The sequence below is a fragment of the Agromyces aureus genome (assembly GCF_001660485.1).
Taxonomy (GTDB): Bacteria; Actinomycetota; Actinomycetes; order Actinomycetales; family Microbacteriaceae; genus Agromyces; species Agromyces aureus.
In genome coordinates, this window is the sequence record NZ_CP013979.1 from 887,124 (window position 1) to 905,954 (window position 18,831).

General features: G+C 71.2%; 17 protein-coding genes. 12 read left to right on the forward strand and 5 right to left on the reverse strand.

From position 1 onward, the window contains the following. Nucleotides 1-50 precede the first annotated feature (50 nt). The gene (locus ATC03_RS03715) at nt 51-1,205 is read right to left on the reverse strand and encodes a LacI family DNA-binding transcriptional regulator (RefSeq protein ID WP_152030858.1); all 1,155 of its coding nucleotides are present in this window, start codon (nt 1,203-1,205) and stop codon (nt 51-53) included. Between the two features lie 190 nt (nt 1,206-1,395). Between ATC03_RS03715 and ATC03_RS03720 the strand changes: the two genes are divergently transcribed. The 6 genes from ATC03_RS03720 to ATC03_RS03745 all read left to right on the forward strand — a co-directional run bounded on the left by ATC03_RS03720 (nt 1,396) and on the right by ATC03_RS03745 (nt 10,222). After that, the gene (locus tag ATC03_RS03720) at nt 1,396-3,501 is read left to right on the forward strand and encodes a beta-galactosidase (protein WP_067873243.1); all 2,106 of its coding nucleotides are present in this window, start codon (nt 1,396-1,398) and stop codon (nt 3,499-3,501) included. Between the two features lie 47 nt (nt 3,502-3,548). Then, a complete protein-coding gene (locus ATC03_RS03725; protein WP_227820226.1) occupies nt 3,549-4,901 on the forward strand; it encodes an ABC transporter substrate-binding protein in 1,353 nt (450 codons plus the stop codon). A 103-nt stretch (nt 4,902-5,004) separates the two neighbouring features. After that, entirely contained in the window at nt 5,005-5,964 is a 960-nt protein-coding gene (locus ATC03_RS03730; RefSeq protein WP_067873245.1) for a carbohydrate ABC transporter permease, read from the forward strand. Beyond that, a complete protein-coding gene (locus tag ATC03_RS03735; protein WP_067873249.1) occupies nt 5,961-6,887 on the forward strand; it encodes a carbohydrate ABC transporter permease in 927 nt (308 codons plus the stop codon). The genes ATC03_RS03730 and ATC03_RS03735 overlap by 4 nt, the downstream gene beginning before the upstream one ends. A gap of 2 nt (nt 6,888-6,889) precedes the next feature. Next, nucleotides 6,890-8,938: a beta-galactosidase gene (locus ATC03_RS03740; protein ID WP_067873252.1), complete on the forward strand. Its 2,049-nt coding sequence runs from the start codon at nt 6,890-6,892 to the stop codon at nt 8,936-8,938. A 66-nt stretch (nt 8,939-9,004) separates the two neighbouring features. After that, nucleotides 9,005-10,222, forward strand: a complete 1,218-nt coding sequence (locus ATC03_RS03745) for a low temperature requirement protein A (RefSeq protein WP_084003268.1) — start codon at nt 9,005-9,007, stop codon at nt 10,220-10,222. 4 nt (nt 10,223-10,226) lie between these two features. Here the strand turns inward: ATC03_RS03745 and ATC03_RS20490 are convergent, their stop codons facing one another. Next, a complete protein-coding gene (locus ATC03_RS20490; protein WP_156997199.1) occupies nt 10,227-10,385 on the reverse strand; it encodes a hypothetical protein in 159 nt (52 codons plus the stop codon). Nucleotides 10,386-10,471: 86 nt separating this feature from the next. On the opposite strand from ATC03_RS20490, the gene ATC03_RS03750 reads away from it, so the two are divergent. Together ATC03_RS03750 and ATC03_RS03755 are read left to right on the forward strand one after the other, a co-directional pair. Next, nucleotides 10,472-11,092, forward strand: coding sequence for a hypothetical protein (locus tag ATC03_RS03750; protein WP_067873255.1), 621 nt, complete (start codon nt 10,472-10,474; stop codon nt 11,090-11,092). After that, on the forward strand, nt 11,089-11,871 hold the full coding sequence (locus ATC03_RS03755) for a PspA/IM30 family protein (protein WP_067873258.1): 783 nt from the start codon (nt 11,089-11,091) through the stop codon (nt 11,869-11,871). The genes ATC03_RS03750 and ATC03_RS03755 overlap by 4 nt, the downstream gene beginning before the upstream one ends. Before the next feature lie 24 nt (nt 11,872-11,895). On the opposite strand, the gene ATC03_RS03760 is transcribed toward ATC03_RS03755, so the two are convergent. Both ATC03_RS03760 and ATC03_RS03765 read right to left on the reverse strand, forming a co-directional pair. Continuing rightward, nucleotides 11,896-12,519: a response regulator transcription factor gene (locus tag ATC03_RS03760; RefSeq protein ID WP_067873261.1), complete on the reverse strand. Its 624-nt coding sequence runs from the start codon at nt 12,517-12,519 to the stop codon at nt 11,896-11,898. Then, nucleotides 12,516-13,739: a sensor histidine kinase gene (locus ATC03_RS03765; RefSeq protein WP_067873264.1), complete on the reverse strand. Its 1,224-nt coding sequence runs from the start codon at nt 13,737-13,739 to the stop codon at nt 12,516-12,518. The genes ATC03_RS03760 and ATC03_RS03765 overlap by 4 nt, the downstream gene beginning before the upstream one ends. Nucleotides 13,740-13,925: 186 nt before the next feature. Here ATC03_RS03765 and ATC03_RS03770 point away from each other — a divergent pair, with 186 nt between their 5' ends. From ATC03_RS03770 to ATC03_RS03780, 3 genes are all read left to right on the forward strand, one after another. Beyond that, nucleotides 13,926-14,999 (forward strand): ABC transporter permease, encoded by a 1,074-nt coding sequence (locus ATC03_RS03770; protein WP_067873267.1) that lies wholly within the window; start codon nt 13,926-13,928, stop codon nt 14,997-14,999. Then, entirely contained in the window at nt 14,996-15,691 is a 696-nt protein-coding gene (locus tag ATC03_RS03775) for an ABC transporter ATP-binding protein (RefSeq protein WP_067873269.1), read from the forward strand. Before ATC03_RS03770 ends, ATC03_RS03775 begins: the two co-directional genes overlap by 4 nt. A gap of 112 nt (nt 15,692-15,803) precedes the next feature. Continuing rightward, on the forward strand, nt 15,804-16,763 hold the full coding sequence (locus tag ATC03_RS03780; RefSeq protein ID WP_067873272.1) for a hypothetical protein: 960 nt from the start codon (nt 15,804-15,806) through the stop codon (nt 16,761-16,763). A 4-nt stretch (nt 16,764-16,767) separates the two neighbouring features. On the opposite strand, the gene ATC03_RS03785 is transcribed toward ATC03_RS03780, so the two are convergent. Beyond that, nucleotides 16,768-17,457, reverse strand: a complete 690-nt coding sequence (locus ATC03_RS03785) for a DNA alkylation repair protein (RefSeq protein WP_227820227.1) — start codon at nt 17,455-17,457, stop codon at nt 16,768-16,770. Nucleotides 17,458-17,574: 117 nt separating this feature from the next. Between ATC03_RS03785 and ATC03_RS03790 the strand changes: the two genes are divergently transcribed. Then, complete coding sequence (locus tag ATC03_RS03790) at nt 17,575-18,774, forward strand: MFS transporter (RefSeq protein WP_067873275.1); 1,200 nt, start codon at nt 17,575-17,577, stop codon at nt 18,772-18,774. The last annotated feature ends 57 nt before the right edge of the window (nt 18,775-18,831 follow it).

Consider the following 18,831-nt stretch of genomic DNA (forward strand, 5'->3'; position numbering starts at 1 on the left):
GCGGGGGAGCGAGGGATTGACAACGCGGTGGCGGCCGTCGCCGGGAGTCGCTACCCGGCCTGGAGCACCGGGCCGGAGGAGCGTCGCACGACGAGGAGCGGCTGCGGTACCGCGACCACCCGGGGCTCGGTCTGCTCGATCCGGGCCAGGAGCTGGTGCACGGCCGCGCGGCCCTGCGCCTCGAAGTCGTTGCGCAGCGTCGTGAGGGGCGGATCGAGGTATGCCGCCTCGGGAATGTCGTCGATGCCGACGACGCTCACGTCTTCGGGGATCCGCAGTCCGCGCTCCTTGAGGGCGAGCATCGCACCGAGGGCCATCTGGTCGTTGGCCGCGACGTAGGCCGTGGCATCCGGGAGTTCGTCGAGGTCGGTGATCGCCTCGTACCCCGACCGGGCCGACCAGTCGCCGTGCAGGATCGCGACCGACTGCAGGCCCTGCGCCTCGACGGCGGACTCGAACGCCCGCATGCGGTTGCGGGAGGCCGACCAGGTGCGGGGGCCCGCGATGTGCACGAGACGGCGGTGGCCGAGCTCGCCCAGGTGCGAGACGACCGCCGGCAGCCCGACGCTCGAGAGCTTGGTGCGCGGGTCGTCGGGTACGCCGTCGGACTCGGCGGCGACGTATGCCGGCACGCGGAAGGCGGTCGTCTCGAAGGCGTGGGTCATCTCGTCGGTCGAGGCCAGGGCGAGCACGCCGGCGAGGTCGTGCTGGGTGATGATCGCGAGGGACTCCTCGATGGCCCGCGGGTTGCGGGCGTCGAGCGCGATGATGTCGAGCACGTAGCCGGCCTCGCGGGCGGCGGCGCTCGCTCCTTCGACGATGCGCCCGGGTCCGACCTGCGAGATCTCATGGGTGAGGGCACCGATGCGGTGCGAGCGCCCCGACTTGAGGCTGCGGGCGGTGAGGTTCGGCCGGTAGCCGAGCTCGTCGAGGGCCTGCTCGACCTTCTCGCGGGTCTCGGGGCGAATGCCCACGAACCCCTTGAGGAATCGGCTGACGGTCTGGTGCGAGACCCCTGCGGCCTGGGCGACGTCGTAGATGGTCGCCGCCTTGGCGCGCGGCGACGAGGCGGTCGTGCCGGCCGCGGTCTCGGTGTCGGGCGTCGCGGACTCGGTGTCGGGCGTCGCGGACTCGGCGTCCGTCGCAGCGGACTCGATCGCGGGCACTCCGGACTCGGCGTCGGGCGTCGGTCGCCTCGTGCTCATCTCAACCCTCTCCGGTGCGACGTCGGGCGGCGGACTGCGCGTCTGCGGGCCGCGATGCTCATCCGCTGAAAATAGTGCTTGACAGATTGATGTTATCGGCAACATGCTTGCTCTCACCAAATGTTGTCGAAAACATTCGGCTGAGATCCATCAGAGCGGCCCTGCCGACCTACAACGGAGTACGAATCAGATGAACCCCTCGCTGCCCGTCAAGACCCCGAGCGGACTCCTCTTCGGCGTCGCCTACTACCCCGAGTACCACCTCACCGACCGCGTCGAGACCGACCTCGACCTCATGCGCGAGGCCGGCATCAACGTGATCCGCGTGGGGGAGTCGGTCTGGTCGACATGGGAGCCACGCGACGGCGAGTTCGAGCTCGAGTGGCTCGCGCCCGTGCTCGACAGCGCGCACCGTCGCGGCATCCGCGTGATCCTCGGAACGCCCACCTACGCGGTGCCGCCGTGGCTGCAGGTCGCCCACCCCGAGATCGCGGCCGAGCGCCGCACGGGCGAACCGATCCCGTGGGGCGCGCGCCAGGAGATGGACTTCTCGCACCCCGTGTTCCGCACCTACGCCGAACGGGTCATCCGTGCCGTGGTCGGCCGCTACGCCGACCACCCGGCCGTCATCGGCTTCCAGGTCGACAACGAGCCCGGCATGGAGCTCTTCCACAACGACCACGTGTTCGAGGAGTTCGTGAACCGGCTGCGCGCGCAGTTCGGCGACGTCGAGACCCTGAACCGCGAATGGGGCCTCACCTACTGGTCGCACCGACTCGCCGACTGGTCGGAGCTGTGGCGGCCCGACGGCAATTCGTTCCCGCAGTACGACCTCGCCTGGCGGCGGTTCCAGACCGAGCTCACGACCGAGTTCATCGCCTGGCAGGCCGAGCTCGTGCGAGAGTACGCCAACCCCGACCAGTTCGTGACGACGTGCCTGCAGTACGGGCGCCCGGCGCTCGACGACGAGCGGGTCAGCCGCGCCCTCGACATCACGTCGGGCAACCCCTACTACGGCATGCAGGACCGCCTCGACGCGACCCTCGAGCGCTCGCAACTCAGCCAGTGGACGACGACCGGCGTTCCCGCCCTCTTCCGCGCGGCCGACCGCATGTACGCGTCGAAGCAGGGCCGCTACCTCGTCACCGAGACGAACGCGCAGTCGATCGGCCACTCCGACACGAACTTCCCGCCGTACCCGGGCCAGCTGAAGCAGTCCGCGTACACGTTCATCTCGCGCGGCGCGGCCATGATCGAGTACTGGCACTGGCACACGCTGCCCTACGGCATCGAGACCTACTGGGGCGGCGTGCTCCCGCACAGCCTCGTACCCGGCCGGGTCTACGACGAGGTCGCCGAGATCGGTGCAGAGCTCGCGGCCATCGGCACGACGCTCGACGGCTTCGAACCCGATGCGGATGTCGCGGTCCTCTGGTCGAACGCGAGCCGCTACGCCCTGCAGTTCACGCCGCCGCTCCGCGTCGACGAGGGGCCCGACCCCGAGTCGTACGAGAAGATCTTCGACGCCTTCCACCGCGGCGCCGTCGAGGCCGGTCGCCAGGTGCGCCTGCTGCACCTCGACCAGGCCGCCGAACTCGGCGCCGAGGCGCTCGCCGAACGCTTCCCGGTGCTCATCGCGGCCGGCGTCTACGTGACCACGGATGCCGAGCTGGCCCTGCTGCGCGACTACGTCGCCGCCGGCGGACACCTCGTCGTCGGGCCCCGCACCGGCTACGCCGACGAGGAGGCCCGCGCCCGCGTCGAGGTCTCCCCGGTGCGACTGACCGACCTCGCCGGGGTGCACTACGACGAGTACTCGAACCTCGAGCACGAGGTCGCGGTCGTCGCGGCATCCGATGCCCTCGATCTCGACGGCACGGCCGCGGCACGCCTCTGGATCGACGGACTCGTCGCCGACGACGCCGACGTGCTCGCGAGCTACGTGCACCCCCGATTCGGCGACTTCCCCGCCGTCACCAGCCACGCAGCCGGCGATGGTCGCGTCACCGTCGTCGGCTGCGTGCCCAACCCCGCCCTCGCGAGCGCCGTCGTGCGCTGGGCCGCGCCCGACGCGACCTCGCGCGAGCTCGCCGGCGAGACCACGGGCCCCGTCACCGTGACCTCGGGCACCCTCCCCGACGGTCGGCGGGCCTGGTTCGCCTTCAACTGGGGATGGGAGCCGCAGCACCTCGAGCTCGCGACATCCGTCACCGACACCGTCACCGGAGCGCAGCTCCAGGCGGGAACAGACGTCTCACTGGCCGCGTGGTCGACGCGGACCTTCCTCAGCCGGTGAGCACCACGGGATCCTGCGATCCGAACACCACCACAGAAAGAGTCATCATGATCAAGAAGACACGGAGAACAGCACTGGCGCTGGTTGGCGGCGCCGTGTCCATCGGACTGCTCCTGACCGGCTGCACGCCGAGCTCGGGCGGCGGCGGATCGACCGAGAACGTCAGCCAAGACGACATCGACAAGGCGATGACCACGCCGACGAAGCTCACCTTCTGGACCTGGGTGCCCGACATCGAGAACGAGGTGAAGCTGTTCGAGGAGAAGTACCCCGCGATCGACGTCACCGTCGAGAACGTCGGCCAGGGCCTCCCGCACTACCAGAAGCTCCGCAGCGCCATCGAGGCCGGCGAAGGGGCACCGGATGTCGCACAGCTCGAGTACCAGTACATCCCCTCGTTCGTGCTCAACGAGTCCCTGCTCGACCTGACGCCCTACGGGGCCGACGACCTCTCGGGCGACTACGTCGACTGGGCGTGGAAGCAGGTGTCTCCCGCCGACGAGGTCTGGGCGATCCCGCAGGACGTCGGCCCCATGGGCAACCTCTACCGCGAGGACATCCTCACCGCGGCGGGCATCACCGAGCCGCCCGCGACGTGGGACGACTACGCGGTCGCGGCGAAGGCCGTGAAGGAGAAGACCGGCTCGTACATCTCCAACCTCGGCGCGACCCAGGCCGGCCAGATGATCGGCTTCTTCTGGCAGGCCGGCGTCAAGCCGTTCGGCTACGACGGCAAGGAGACCGTCAAGATCGACGTCAACAGCGACGACGCGAAGAAGGTCGCCAGCTACTGGACCGACCTCGTGCAGCAGGACCTGATCTCGACCGACGTCGACTTCCAGGACCAGTGGTACCAGGGCCTGGCCAGCGGCAAGTACGCCGGATGGCTGACCGCCGCGTGGGGCCCGATCTTCCTGCAGGGCACGGCAGAGAGCACCTCCGGACTCTGGCGTGCGGCCCCGCTGCCGCAGTGGAGCGACGGCGAGGAGGTCTCGGGCAACTGGGGCGGCTCCTCCGACGCGGTGCTCGCGTCGAGCAAGAACCCGATCGCGGCCTACGAGCTCGCGAAGTTCATCAACAACGACGAGCCTTCGGCCATGAAGCTCGCGACGGAGCAGTTCCTGTTCCCGCCGCAGGTCTCGGTGCTCGAGGACCCCGCGTTCGTCGACCAGGAGTCGGAGTTCTACGGAGGCCAGAAGGTGAACAGCCTGTTCGCCGACATCTCCAAGACGGTCGACACGGACTTCGAATGGCTGCCGTTCATGGACTACGTGTACTCGACGTACGAGGAGACCATGGGCACCGTGATCGCCGACAAGGGCGACATCGCGGCGGCGCTCGACGAGTGGCAGGACCAGCTCGTGAAGTACGCCGAGGACCAGGGCTTCACGGTCGAGTAGGTCCGTCGGGCGCCCGCCTCCTCCGCCCGAGGCGGGCGCCCGCGCCATCCGTACACGCACCGCACGCATCATCCGCACCGCACCACCGATGGAAGGAGCTGCCATGTCGCACTCCCCGACGCTCAGCGACGAGCGCACGCGAACCGCGCCGCCGTCCCGGCGCCCCACGAACACCACCCAGCGCCGGCAACGCCGCGCCGCCTACCTCTTCCTCCTGCCGTTCGGCGTCGTGTTCGTCACGATGCTCGTCGTGCCCCTCGCGTACGCCGGCTATCTCAGCCTCTTCGAGAGCAAGCTCATCGGCGGGGAGGCGTTCGCGGGGTTGGCCAACTACGGGCGGGCGCTCACCGATCCCAAGTTCCTCGAGGGCCTCGGCCGGGTCGGCCTGTTCTTCATCGTGCAGGTGCCCATCATGCTCGGGCTCGCCCTGTTCTTCGCCCTCGCACTCGACAGCGCACGCGCGAGGGGGTCGAAGGCGATCCGCCTGCTCATCTACATGCCCTACGCGGTGCCGGCCGTGGTCGCGACGCTCATGTGGGGGTACCTGTACGGGCCCGACTTCGGCCCGATCGCGCAGATCGCCCGTGCCGTCGGCTTCGGCACGCCCGACTTCCTCTCGGCGGACAGCATCCTCGGGTCGATGATGAACATCGTCACGTGGGAGTTCGTGGGCTACAACATGATCATCATGTACGCGGCCCTGCGCTCGATCCCCGCCGAGCTCTACGAGGCCGCCGAGATCGACGGGGCGGGCCAGTTCCGCCTCGCGTGGAGCGTGAAGATCCCGGCGATCCGCCCGGCGATCATGCTCACGGTCATCTTCTCGATCATCGGGTCGTTCCAGTTGTTCGCCGAGCCGAGCCTGCTGAACGCGATCGCGCCCGACGCGATCACGACCTCGTTCACCCCGAACTACTACGCCTACAACCTCGCGTTCATCAACCAGGAGCTCACCTACGCCGCGGCCATCGCGTTCCTCCTCGGGATCGTCATCGCCGTTGTCTCGTACGTCGTGCAGCTGGCGGAGCAACGTCGCGAGCGACAGGAGATGAGGCAGTCATGAGCGCCCTCGACACACGTGCCATGGTCACGGGCGACTCGATCGCCGGCCCCCGACGCGGACGACGCCGGTTCGCCCCGGACCGCAGACGCAGCATGCCGCTCACGGTGCTGCTGTGGCTCTGCGTCGCATACTTCGTGCTGCCGTTGTGGTGGCTGTTCGTCTCGTCGACGAAGGACAACTCGGCGCTGTTCTCGACGTTCGGCCTCTGGTTCGGCGGCGACTTCTCGCTCTGGGAGAACCTGCAGACGCTCTTCACGGTGCGCGACGGGATCTTCGTGCGGTGGATGGGCAACACGCTCTTCTACTCGCTCACCGCGGCGATCGGCGCCACCCTGCTCGCGACGATGGCGGGCTACGCGTTCGCGAAGTACGAGTTCCCGGGCAAGAAGGCGATGTTCAGCGCGACGCTCGGCGCGGTCATGATCCCGCTCACCGCCCTCGCCCTGCCGACCTACCTGCTGTTCTCGCAGGCGGGGCTGACCGACACCCCGTGGGCGGTCATCATCCCGTCGCTCGTGAGCCCGTTCGGCGTCTACCTGATGCGGGTCTACGCGGCGGATGCCATCGACGACAGCCTGCTCGAGGCGGCCCGAGTCGACGGTGCCGGCGAGTTCCGGATCTTCTGGCAGGTGGGCCTTCGCCTGCTCGGGCCGGGACTGGTCACGGTGTTCCTGTTCTCGCTCGTGGCCACCTGGAACAACTACTTCCTGCCGCTGATCATGCTGAACAGCTCTGACCTGTATCCGCTCACGGTCGGGCTCGCGCAGATCCAGTCCGCGGCGAGCGCGGGCGGCGGATCCCAGGCGCTGTTCTCGACGGTCATCACGGGCTCGTTCGTCTCGATCCTGCCGCTCGTGATCGCCTTCCTGTTCCTGCAGCGCTACTGGCAGTCCGGCCTGGCCAGCGGAGGGGTGAAGGGCTGATCATGACGATCTGGTACGGCGGGGACTACAACCCCGAACAATGGCCGCGTCCCGTCTGGGACGAGGACGTGCAGCTCATGAACCGGGCGGGCGTCTCGCTCGCGACGGTCGGCGTGTTCTCGTGGGCGCGGCTCGAACCGCGCCCGGGGGAGTACGACTTCGCATGGCTCGACGAGGTGCTCGACCTGCTGCACGCGGGCGGGGTGCGGGTCGACCTCGCGACCGCGACGGCGTCGCCGCCGCCATGGCTGGCCGCGCGGCATCCGGAGACCCTGCCCGTGACCGAAGACGGCGTGAGGCTCTCGGTCGGCAGTCGGCAGCAGTACTGCCCGAGCTCGCCCGAGTACCGCGAGCGGGCGGGCGAGCTCGTGCGCCGCCTGGTCGAGCGGTACGCCGACCACCCGGCGCTCGAGCTGTGGCACATCAACAACGAGTACGGATGCCACGTCAGCCGGTGCTACTGCGACGTGTCGGCCGAGGCCTTCCGCGAGTGGTTGCGCGAGCGGTACGGCACGGTCGACGAGCTGAACCGTGCGTGGGGCACGGCGTTCTGGTCGCAGCACTACGACGCGTTCGACGAGGTGCAGCCGCCGCGGGCGGCGCCGACGTTCCGGAACCCCACGCACCTGCTCGACTTCGAACGGTTCTCGAGCGACGAGCTGCTCGCCTGCTTCCGGGCCGAGAAGGCGATCATCCGCGCGGGGTCGTCGGTGCCCGTCACGACGAACTTCATGGGGTTCTTCAAGCCCGTCGACTACTGGTCGTGGGCGGCCGAGGTCGACGTCGTGAGCGACGACACCTACCCCGATCCGGCGGATCCCGGCTCGCCCGCCTACGCCGCGATGGTGCGCGACCTCATGCGCTCACTCGGCGGCGGGGCGCCCTGGCTGCTCATGGAGCAGTCGCCCAGCGCGGTGAACTGGCGGGCGCAGAACGCCGCGAAGGCGCCGGGCCAGATGCGGGCGTGGTCGTACCAATCGGTGGCGCGCGGGGCCGACGGCATCCTGTTCTTCCAGTGGCGGCAGTCGGCCGCGGGGTCGGAGAAGTTCCACTCCGGTCTCGTGCCGCACTCGGGCACCGACACGCGCGTCTGGCGCGAGGTCGAGCAGCTCGGCGGCGAACTCGCGATGCTCTCCGCTCGGAGCGGCGACGAGGCGATCGCGGGCACCAGGGTCGCGTCGCGCGTGGCCATCGCGCTCGACTGGCACAGCTGGTGGGCGATCGAGCAGCCGGCATCGCCGACCGAGGTCTCGTACCTGCGCGCGCTCGGCGCCTGGCACGCCGCGCTCACCTCGCTCGGTCTCGTCGTGGACTTCGTGCGCGCCGAGGGCGACCTGTCGGGCTACGACCTCGTCGTGGCTCCGGCTCACCTCGTCGCCACCGACGCCCAGGTGTCGAACCTCGCGGCCTTCGCCGAGACCGGCACGCTCATCGTCGGATTCGGCACCGCGGTGCTCGACGAGCACCTGCACGTGCGGCTCGGCGGCTACCTCGGCGAGCCGTTGCGCCGTGCCCTCGGGGTGTGGATCGAGGAGTTCGCGCCACCGGCGGCGCCCGACCTGGCGAATGCGGGCGGCAAGGCGGCCCCGCCGCTCGCGCTCGCGGGCGACGTCGTCGGCGGGTCCGCGTTCGGCACGGCGTGGGGCGAGTACGTGCGCGTCGAGGATGCCGAGACGCTCGCGACCTTCGACGACGGCGCCTTGCGCGGGTGGCCGGCGGTCACCCGGAGGCGCACCGGCACCGGCAGCGGCAGTGGCAGCGGCAGCGGCAGCGCTTGGTACGTCGCGACCCTGCCCGACCCCGAGTCGCTGCGCCTGATCGCCGAGTCGGCGGCCCGCGAGGCCGGCATCGAGCTGCCGCCGGCGGCGACCCGCGGCGGCCAGGTCGAGGCCGTGCGACGCGGATCGGCGCTGTTCGTCATCAACCACGGGCCCGACGAGGCCGAACTGCTCGTCGACGGCACCGACCTGCTCTCGGGGGCGCAGGCGCAGGGTCTGCGTCTCGCGTCGCAGGGCGTCGCGATCGTCGTGGCCGAGGCGAACCCCGAGTAGGCCGACGCGGCGGCGGACGATGACGCCTCAGGGGCCGCTACGCTCGGCTCCGGAGGTGATGCGTCGATGGGCGATTCGGGCGATCGACGGGGCACCACCGCGAGCATCGGCTTCCGCCGCGATCTGCTGAGGCCCGCGGACTCGGAGCGGGCCGACCGGGTCACGTACGTCGAGCTGTTCTTCGACCTGGTGTTCGTGTTCGGGCTCACGCAGCTCGGCACCTACCTGTACGCGAACCAGACGCCGCTCGGAGCCTTCGAGGGGGCGCTCGCCGTCACCGCGCTGTGGTGGGCCTGGATCTCGGCGACCTGGCTCACGAACTGGCTCGACCCGATGAAGCTGCCGGTGCGCGGCGCGGTCATCGCGCTCGCCTTCGTCGCCCTCGTGCTGAGCGTGTCGATCGCGGAGGCGTTCGGCGATCGGGCGTGGGCGTTCGCCATCGCGTACGTCGTGCTCCAGCTCGGTCGCGCGATCTTCATCGTGCTGGCCGCCGCACGGCACGACGCGGCGCTCGCCAGGGACTTCTCGTGCGTGCTCGTGTGGACCGTCGCGGGCTCGGTGTTCTGGCTGGTGGGCGCCCTGCTGCCCCTGTCCGCGCAGCTGCCGTTCTGGGCGGCCGCCCTCGGCATCGAGCTGGTCGGCAGCGTGCTCGGGTATCCGGTGCCGCGGCTCGGCCGGGTCGAGGTCGGGGCGTGGGATGTCTCGGGCCGGCACATCGCCGAGCGCTCGGCGCTCTTCGTGCTCATCGCGCTCGGCGAGGGACTGCTCGTCACGGGCTTCCAGGTGGTGGACTCGGAGGCCTCGGTCGAGGTGGCGATCGCGTTGGTGACGGCGTTCGTCGCGGCTGCGGCGTGCTGGTGGATCTACTTCGACCACGGCGAACGCGTCGGACCGGAGGCGGTCGCCGCGCACGAGGCGCCGGCGCGGCTGGCCCGCACGGCGTACTCGTGGGTGCACCTGATCATCGTCGCGGGCATCGTGCTGCTCGGGGTCGGCGACAAGGAGGTGCTGGCGCACCCGCACGAGCGGAGCGTGGCCGCGGCCGTGACGGTGATCGGCGGCCCGCTGCTGTTCCTCGGCGGCACGCTGCTGTTCCGTCGCGTGGTCGAGGGACGCTGGATGCGCTCGCAACTGGCCGGGCTCGCGCTGCTCGGTGCGTTGGCGGCAGCGAGCCCGCTGCTGGATCCGCTGCCCATGAGCGTGCTGGCGGCGCTCGTGCTCGTCGCCGCGGCGGCCGGCGAGACCGTCGAGCGCCTGCGCACCGGGCGGCGCGCAGGCGGCTGACCCGTCAGGCCGATTCGCGCCAGACCACCGAGGTCTCGACCATGATGCCGTCGACGGCGGGCCTCTCACCGCGGATCTGCGCGAGCACGCTGAGCGCCGCGGCGTCGAGGGCACCGTACCGCTCGACCTGCGCGCCGCCTGCGAATCCGAACCCGACACTCACGTTTCTGACGATTCGGGGGTATCTTTGCGACACGCGTTATATCGCGTTCGTGACGAGATCGTCGAGGTGACCAGGGGGTGGTGCCAGTGACCGGCATCGAAGTCGTGCTGAGCGTGCTCGGAGGCATCGTGCTGCTCTCGATCTGCACCGTGGTGGTGTTCGTGATGGTCGTGCGCTCGGTCGTGCGGCGAATCCGGCGTGATCGGGCGGTGAGCGGTGCGACCCTGCGGGCCCGCGCCAAGATGAGCCGAGGCCCGCAGCGCTCGGTGCTCGCACTGCGCGTCCGCCTCGACGAGGCGCTCCGCAGCGGCGGCGCGGCCGTCGAACTCGTCCCCGGAGCGTCGCGCAGCGAGCTGCCGCGGCTGTTCGGACGCATCGCCGAAGAGGGCCGTGTGCTCGACCTGCAGCTGCGCCTCATGGAGTCCGAGCACGACGGCGGGGTGCTCGCACAGGAGCTGCCCGCCGCACGCCAACGCGTCGACCAGGTCGAGCAGCTCGTGCGCCACGTGCGGTCCGCCGTGGCATCCGGCCTCTCCGGCACGACCGACGACTCGTTGGCCGCGCTCAGGTCGGAGGTCGATCGCGAGGTCGCCGCTCTGCGCGCCGGCATCGACGAGCTGCAGGCGCTCAACCGGCTCGACGGCCGCACGGGCGCGGGGACGCCGCCATCAGCTTCAACCGTTCGAAACAAGGGGAACCGACCATGAGCAGCAGCAGCAGCAACGGCGCGCGAGTGCGCACGATCTTCCGCAGCAAGACGACCAAGGCGCTCGACCGCATCGAGGACCCGCGCGACACCCTCGACGACAGCTACGACCAGCAGGTCAAGCTCCTGCAGCAGGTGCGCGTCGCCGTCGCCGATGTCGCGACCGCCAAGAAGCGCATCGAGCTGCAGGGCGAAGAGATGGGTGCGCGCTACCAGCGACTCGGATCCCAGGCCGCCGAGGCCCTCGCGCAGGGCCGCGAAGACCTCGCCAGGGCGGCGCTCGAACGCCGCGCGATGCTCGAGAGCCAGGTCGCGGCGCTGCAGCAGCAGTTCACCTCGCTCGACCGCCAGACCGCGCAGCTGCAGGAGCGCGAGCGCCGGCTCACCGACCAGGTCGCCGCGTTCCGCATCGAGAAGGAGACCATCAAGGCCACCTACACGGCCTCCGCGGCGCAGGTGAAGGCCAACGAGGCGGTCTCGGGCATCAGCAACAGCATCACGGATGTCGGGTCGAGCCTCGATCGCGCACGCGACCGCGTCGCGCAGATGCAGGCCCGCGCGGCCGCGACCGACGAACTGCTCGCGAGCGGCGCCCTGACCGACCTCACGGCCGCGCCCGACGCCGACATCGAGCGTCAGTTGGCCGTCATCTCGGCGCAGGCCGAGATCGAGCGTCAACTGCAGGCGTTGAAGGGCGGCGCCACGCCGGGCGCATCCGCCCAGCCCGGCTCGGGCAGCTGGACCAGCATCGGGCGGGCGGGGCCGGCCGGTCAGGGCTGAGCCCGCGTCGCGCTCGGCGCGGCGTCAGCGCAGGATGCCGCGCTGACGGGCCTCGGCGACCGCGGCCGTTCGCGACGACACGTCCAGTTTCGAGAAGACGTGCGCCAGGTGCGACTTCACGGTGGTCTCGCTGACGAACAGTTCGGCGGCGATCGCGGTGTTCGACCGCCCGGCGGCGACGAGTTCGAGCACCTCGATCTCGCGTGAACTCAGGCTCACCGACGGTGCCCGCATGCGGTCGAGCAGTCGTGAGGCGATGACCGGGGCGAGGGCGCTCTCGCCCGCGGCGGCGGCGCGCACCGCTGCGAGGAGCTCGTGCGGCGGGGCGTCCTTCAGCAGGTAGCCGCTCGCGCCGGCCTCGACCGCGCCGAGGATGTCGGCGTCGGAGTCGTAGTTCGTGAGCACCAGCACGTACGGCGGGGCGCTGAGCGACCGGATGCGCCGGGTCGCGTCGGCCCCGGTGCCGCCGTTCGCGCCGAACTGGAGGTCCATGAGCACCACGTCGGGATTCTCGCGCTCCGCGGCGCGCACGGCCTCATCGCCCGATGCGGCCTCGGCGACGACCTCGACGTCGGGCTCCTGGCCGAAGAGCGCGACGAGCCCGGCTCGCACGATGGGGTGGTCGTCGGCGATCACGATGCGGATCATGCGACTCCCTCGAGGGCGATGGTCACGGCCAGCGTCGTGCCCAGACCCGGTGCGGAGTCGATCGCGAGCACCCCGCCGAGTTGCTCCACGCGCTCTCGTGTGGCCCGCAGGCCGAACGAGTCCGATCGGCCGTCGGCGTCCGTGCTCTGCCGCGGATCGAACCCGTCGCCGTCGTCGACCACGGTGAAGAGCACCTCGTCGTTCTCGACGGCCAGCGTGATCGTCGCGACCGATGCGTGCGCGTGCTGGATGACGTTCGCGATCGCCCCCTGCGCGATGCGGAGCAGTGCGGTCTGCAACTGCATCGGCAACGCCACCTGGTCGGAGACGCGCACGCGCACCTCGAGCCCGTCGGTCGCCCACTGCGTCTCGGCGAGACGGCGCAGCGTTCCGCCGAACCCGTGGTCGTCGAGGTCGGGCGGGGTGAGCTCTCGGATGAAGCGACGCGCGTCGGCGAGGTTCGCGGCGGCGGTCTCGCGGGCCAGCCGGATGTGCTCGATGCCGGGCCGCTCGCCGTCGGCGCGTTCGGCCGCGTGCAGGAGGATCTGGATGCTCGAGAGCCCCTGCGCCACCGTGTCGTGGATCTCGCGGGCCAGCCGTGCGCGCTCGGCGAGCACCCCCGACTCGTGCTCCGTCGTCGCGAGTTGGGTGCGTGTCGCGAGCAGTTCGTCCATGAGGGCCTCGCGTTGTGCGGCTTCGCGGGCGAGCGCCTGGTATCCGAGCCCGATGAGGAGCGCGACCCCGGCGCCGACGAGCGGGCCGATGACGCCGCCGATCGTCCACCCGCCGTGCAGGCCCAGTGCGCAGATCGCGATGATCGTCGAACCGAGGATCGCGGCAGACCCCCACCAGCGGCCGAGCAGGTGCAGGAAGAGGAAGAACATCGGGAACACGAGGTAGGCGGCCTCGGGGATGAGCCACACCAGCACGACCCACTCGAGGCTGAGCGCCGCGAGCCAGATCAACGGGGCGATCCGCCGGTGCGAGCCCGCGCGTGTGCCCGGTGAGGCCCCCTCGTGCGCGCGGTCGCGCGGCTGAGCGACCACGCCGCCCAGACCGTAGGTGAGCAGCAGCACCGCCGAGATCGCGAGGACCAGGCCGCTGGATTCGGTCGGGGCGAGGATCGCGCGCACCATCACGAGCACGGTGAGGGCCGCGAACAGCACGTGCAGCCCGGTTCGCAGACCTACGAAGACCGGGGTCAACGCGGTGTGGGCCATGGGGCCGACTCTACGGGCAGGCCGCGGCGGCGGCACCCTTCGAAAGGACGATTCCCGGGTCATCCGTTCGCCCGCCGAATCGTGTGCGGAGTGCGGATGACGCGGCCGCGCCCCGCGAGAAGAGTGGGACATGCCACCTCGTCAGGTGGTCGTGCCGCCCCATCGGGTGGCCGGAAAGGACTCCACATGTTCGTCGCGATCCGCGACCTGCGCTTCGCCAAGGGCCGATTCGTGCTCATCGGCTCGGTCGTCGCGCTCATCACCATCCTCGTCGGGTTCCTCAGCGGGCTCACCGGCGGTCTCGCCACGCAGAACATCTCGGCCGTGCTCGCCATCCCGGGCGACCGCATCGTGTTCTCGGCGCCCGCCGACGGCTCCGACGCCGCGAGCTTCTCGGACTCCGCCGTCACCGCGCAGCAGGCCGAGGACTGGGCCGCCGTTCCCGGCGTGAGCGGCGTCGAGCCCATCGGCATCAGCCAGACGAGCGCCGAGGCCGGAGACGTGCGCACGGCGATCGCCGTCTTCGGGGTGCAGCCCGGGTTCGACGCCACGGCCCCTTCCGCCGACGGACGCGTCGGGCTCTCGACGCCCGCCGCGAACGACCTCGGCGTCGAGACCGGTGACGAGATCTCCATCGCCGGCACCGCGTACACCGTCGAGACGATCGGGGGCGACGCCTGGTACAGCCACACCCCGGTCGTCGAGTTGACGCTCGCCGACTGGCAGTCCTACGCCGCGGCGACCGGCAATCCGGGGGCGGATGCCACGGTGCTGGCCGTGAGCGGCGACCCCGACTGGGACACCGCCGACGCCGCGAACGGCACCGTCTCGAAGACGACCCTCGGATCCCTGCTCGCGCTCAGCGCCTTCAAGTCGGAGATCGGCTCGCTGCTGCTCATGGTCGCGATGCTGTTCGGCATCTCGGGTCTCGTCATCGGCGCGTTCTTCACCGTCTGGACGATGCAGCGCAAGGGCGACATCGCCGTGCTCAAGGCCCTCGGGGCGAGCACGGGGTCGCTCGTGCGGGATGCCCTGGGGCAGGCGCTCGTCGTGCTCGCGCTCGGCATCGGGGTGGGCCTCGCCGTGGTCTCGCTGTTCGGCGTGCTCGTCGGCGGCAGCGCCCTGCCGTTCCTGCTCAGCCCGATCACCACCCTCCTGCCGGCCGTCATCATGATCGTGCTCGGCCTCGCCGGAGCCGGCTTCGCGCTCCGCTCCGTCACCTCCGCAGACCCACTGACCGCCCTCGGGAGCAACCGATGATCACCCTCGACACCATCACCCTGACCTTCCCCGACGGCGACGGGCGGCTCACGGCCGTCGACCGGGTGTCGCTCGCCGCGCACCCCGGAACCGTCACGGGCATCACCGGCCCGAGCGGGTCGGGCAAGTCCAGCCTGCTCGCCGTGGCCGCGACGCTCATCCGACCCGATGCCGGCCGCGTGCTGATCGATGATGTCGACGCGACGCAGCTCGACGCGGGCGAGGCCACCGAGCTGCGGCGCAGCCGGATCGGCATCGTGTTCCAGCAGTCGAACCTGCTGCCCTCCCTCACGGCGACCGAGCAGCTCACGGTGATGAACGAGCTCGGCGCGAAGCACAGCCGCCGCAACCGCGGTGCCGCCTCGGCTCGGGCCGACGAACTCCTCGACGCCGTGGGCCTCGCCGATCAACGGGGCAAGCGACCGCACCAGCTCTCGGGAGGGCAGCGGCAGCGCGTGAACATCGCCAGGGCGCTCATGAACGACCCGAGCGTACTGCTCGTCGACGAACCCACGAGCGCCCTCGACCAGGAGCGCGGTGCGAGCATCATCGAGCTGATCCTGAGGCTCACCGACGAACGCAACACGTCGACGCTGCTCGTCACCCACGACCTCGTACACCTGCCGCGCATGCACGGCGTCGTGCACCTGGTCGACGGGCGGATCACCGAGGTCGCACGCGCTGCGGCCTGAACGCCCGTCGGCGGAGGGGCCGAGCCCGGTTCGCGCCGTGCCGCCGCGCAGCGATAGGCTCGGCGCACCGCGCTCGTGCGGGACCCGACCCCTTCTTTCCACGGAGCCCCCGATGCCGGAAGCGCCCCCTGCGCCCGAACCCGCCCGAACCCTGAAGCAGAACCTCGTGCGCGATGTCGGCCCCGTGTTCGCGGTGCTGTTCGTCGCCCTCGCCCTGTGGGTCGGGTTCACGATCGTCGCCCCCGAAGACGCCGAGGCGGCCGACCCCGTCGCACCGGTCGCGGTGTACTCCGCCGAGCGCGACTCCGCCGCGAGCACGGCCCTCGCCGGTGCGCGACGCTCGGCGCTCGAGGCCGCGCTGCCGCTGCGGGCTGCGGTCCGCGACCTCGCCGGATTCGCCGATGCGGCGCTGCTCGCAGAGGTGGGCACGGCGGTGGCGGCCCTCGACGCGGCGCTCGCCGGGGTTGAGGCCGCGGAGGTCATCGACGCGGCATCCGCGACCCACGCTGCGGTGCCGGCGTTCGTCGAGCGGCTCGCCGTCGATGCCGACGCGCGAATCGCGGGCGCGACCTCGGCCGACCCGGTCGTGCTTCAGACGGCCCGCGAGACGGTGGGCGCCGTGCGCCTGGCGGCGCAGAACGACCGGACGGGACTCGCCGCGACCTTCACGCCGATGCGCGCGGCCGTCGAGTCCGCCGTGGCGAGCCACGTTCAGGCGCTCGCGCGCACGACGGCCGAATCGGAGGCAGACGACTGGGAGGCCGAACCCGTTCCGGCTCCGTCAGGGGGCTGCGCCCGCTCGGACCTGTTCTGCGTGAAGCCGCTCGTCGTGACGGCGCTCGGGGCGTACGTCGGCACCTGCCCGGCCGGAACGATGCCGCACGTCTTCGACGTGTGGGCGAATCCCGGCACGATCACCCTCGACTACCCGTTCGACTACGTCTACTCGGTGATGGACGGACACAACCTCGCCGTCGAGCACTGCGACCCCGAGGGCGTGCCCGGTGCCCCGCATGGGCCGGGTCCGGAGCCGCTGCCGTCGCCCGCTCCGGTGCCGACGACGTCGTGGTGACGTCTCAGGCGGGCGTGCCCTGCCGTCGCACGATCTCGGTGATCCAGATCGGCGCGTACGGCGACGTGCAGTTCGGCGGGGTCGGGTAGTCCTTCAGCACCTCGAGCCGCTCGCCGATGGCGAGGGCCCTGGCGCGGAGCGCGGGGTGGTGGATGCCGATGTTCGCGAGGCACTCGTTCATCGACCACTGCAACCGGTCTGGTGCATCCTTCATGTGCGCCTCGATGAGGTCGAGCAGCTTCGACAGGTCGAGCCCGTCGGGGTTCTTCGCGACGCGGTCGGTCGTGAGCGACCATCCGGCGCTCGCCACGATCGGATCGGCATCGGCGAACCACGTGGTGCGCAGGTGCTCGACGTGCGGGCTCTTCTTGACGACGTAGTTGACGAGCCAGTCGTGCACCTTCGGCACGCGCGCCTCGCGCAGCATGGCGTCGAGCTCGGCCGCGCTGTACTCCTTCGGCCGGCTGATCAGGATCGCGACGAGCCGGGCCGGGGTGTCGCCCGTGCTCCACAGCTCGCCCGCGAGGTCCTGCTGCGTCTTGAGGCGCTTCGCGAGCGCGCGCAGCTGCGAGAGGTTGACGCCGTGGTCGTCGCCGTGGCGCTCGTTGATCGCCCGCGCCTTCGGGTCTTCGAGGGCGGCGAGCTCGGCGAGCACCTCGCCGACGCCCGTCTGCGGTGCGACTCGGATCGCCACGATGGTCTCCTCTGCTGGCTGGGGCGGGGCTTCCAGCCTAGGTCGGCGTCGCCGCATCCGGCGCGTTCGCGATCGCAGGTTCGGCCGGGCGTCGTCGGTGGTCGATAGCCTCGCGGTATGAGCGGCATCCGTCACCCGAGCGCCTGGCGCCCCGGAACCGTGCGCGAGGCCGCCGGCGGCATCGTCGCGCTGACCCTCGCGACCTTCCTCGCCCTGACGACCGAGATGCTGCCGGTCGGCGTGCTGCCGGCCATGGGCGACGAGCTCGGCGTCTCGGCCTCGATCGCGGGCCTGCTCGTCACCGTGTACGCGTTCATGGTCGCGGTGCTGGCCGTGCCGCTGACGCTCTGGACCAGGCACCTGCCTCGAAAGCCGCTGCTGCTCGCCACACTCGGCGCGTACACGCTCGGCAACGTCGTCGTCGCGCTCGCGCCGTCGTTCGCGGTGGTCGCGGCGGGCCGGGCGATCGGCGGCATCGCGCACGCGCTCTTCTTCTCGCTGAGCATCGCGTACGGCTCGCGCCTGGTCGCGCCCGAGTTCACGGGTCGCGCGCTCGCGCTCGTCACCGCGGGCGCCTCCGCGGGCTTCGTGCTCGGTGTTCCGCTCTCGACGTCGCTCGGCACCGCGCTGGGCTGGCGGGTCGCCTTCGGAGTGCTCGCGATCGGCTGCGCGATCGCCCTCGTGCTCGTCGCGGTGCTGCTGCCCGCCGTCGACGTCGAGCCGGCCGGCGACCCCGCCGACCCCGAGCGCCGAGCGCGGCGAGGCCGCCTCGCGGCCGTGTCGACCGCGAATGCGCTCGTCTACCTGGGGCAGTACACGGTCTACACGTACGTCGCGGTGATCCTGCTCGCGGCCGGCCTCGCGGCGACCGGCGTCGGACCCGTGCTGCTCGTGATCGGCGCGCTCGGGCTGGCGGGCACCTGGTTCGCCGGGGTCACGCTCGACCGGCGACCGCGGGCGAGCCTGCTGCTCGTGCTCGCCGTGATGGTCGTCGCACTCGTCGCGCTCGGGTTCGCGTTCCCCGGCCTGATCGGCGTGCTCGCCGCGATCGCCGCGTGGGGTGCGGCATTCGGCGCGATCGCGTCGAGCTTCCAGACCGCCGCGATCCGCACGCGCGGCGCGACGGCCGACCTCATCGGCGCGCTCGTGAACGCCACGGCGAACATCGGCATCGGCGGGGGAGCGGCGATCGGCGGTGCGGTGCTCGCGGGGGTCGGGCTCGGGTGGGTGCCGATCGTCGGCGCGGTGCTCGTGGTCGCGGGCCTCGTCGTGGTCGTCGTCGCCCGACGGGCGTTCCCGGCGCTGCCGGCCCGATGAGCGGATGCCGCGGCTCGCGCCGTGCGTCGAGGCGAAGCCCCGTGAAGGTCGGGGCGT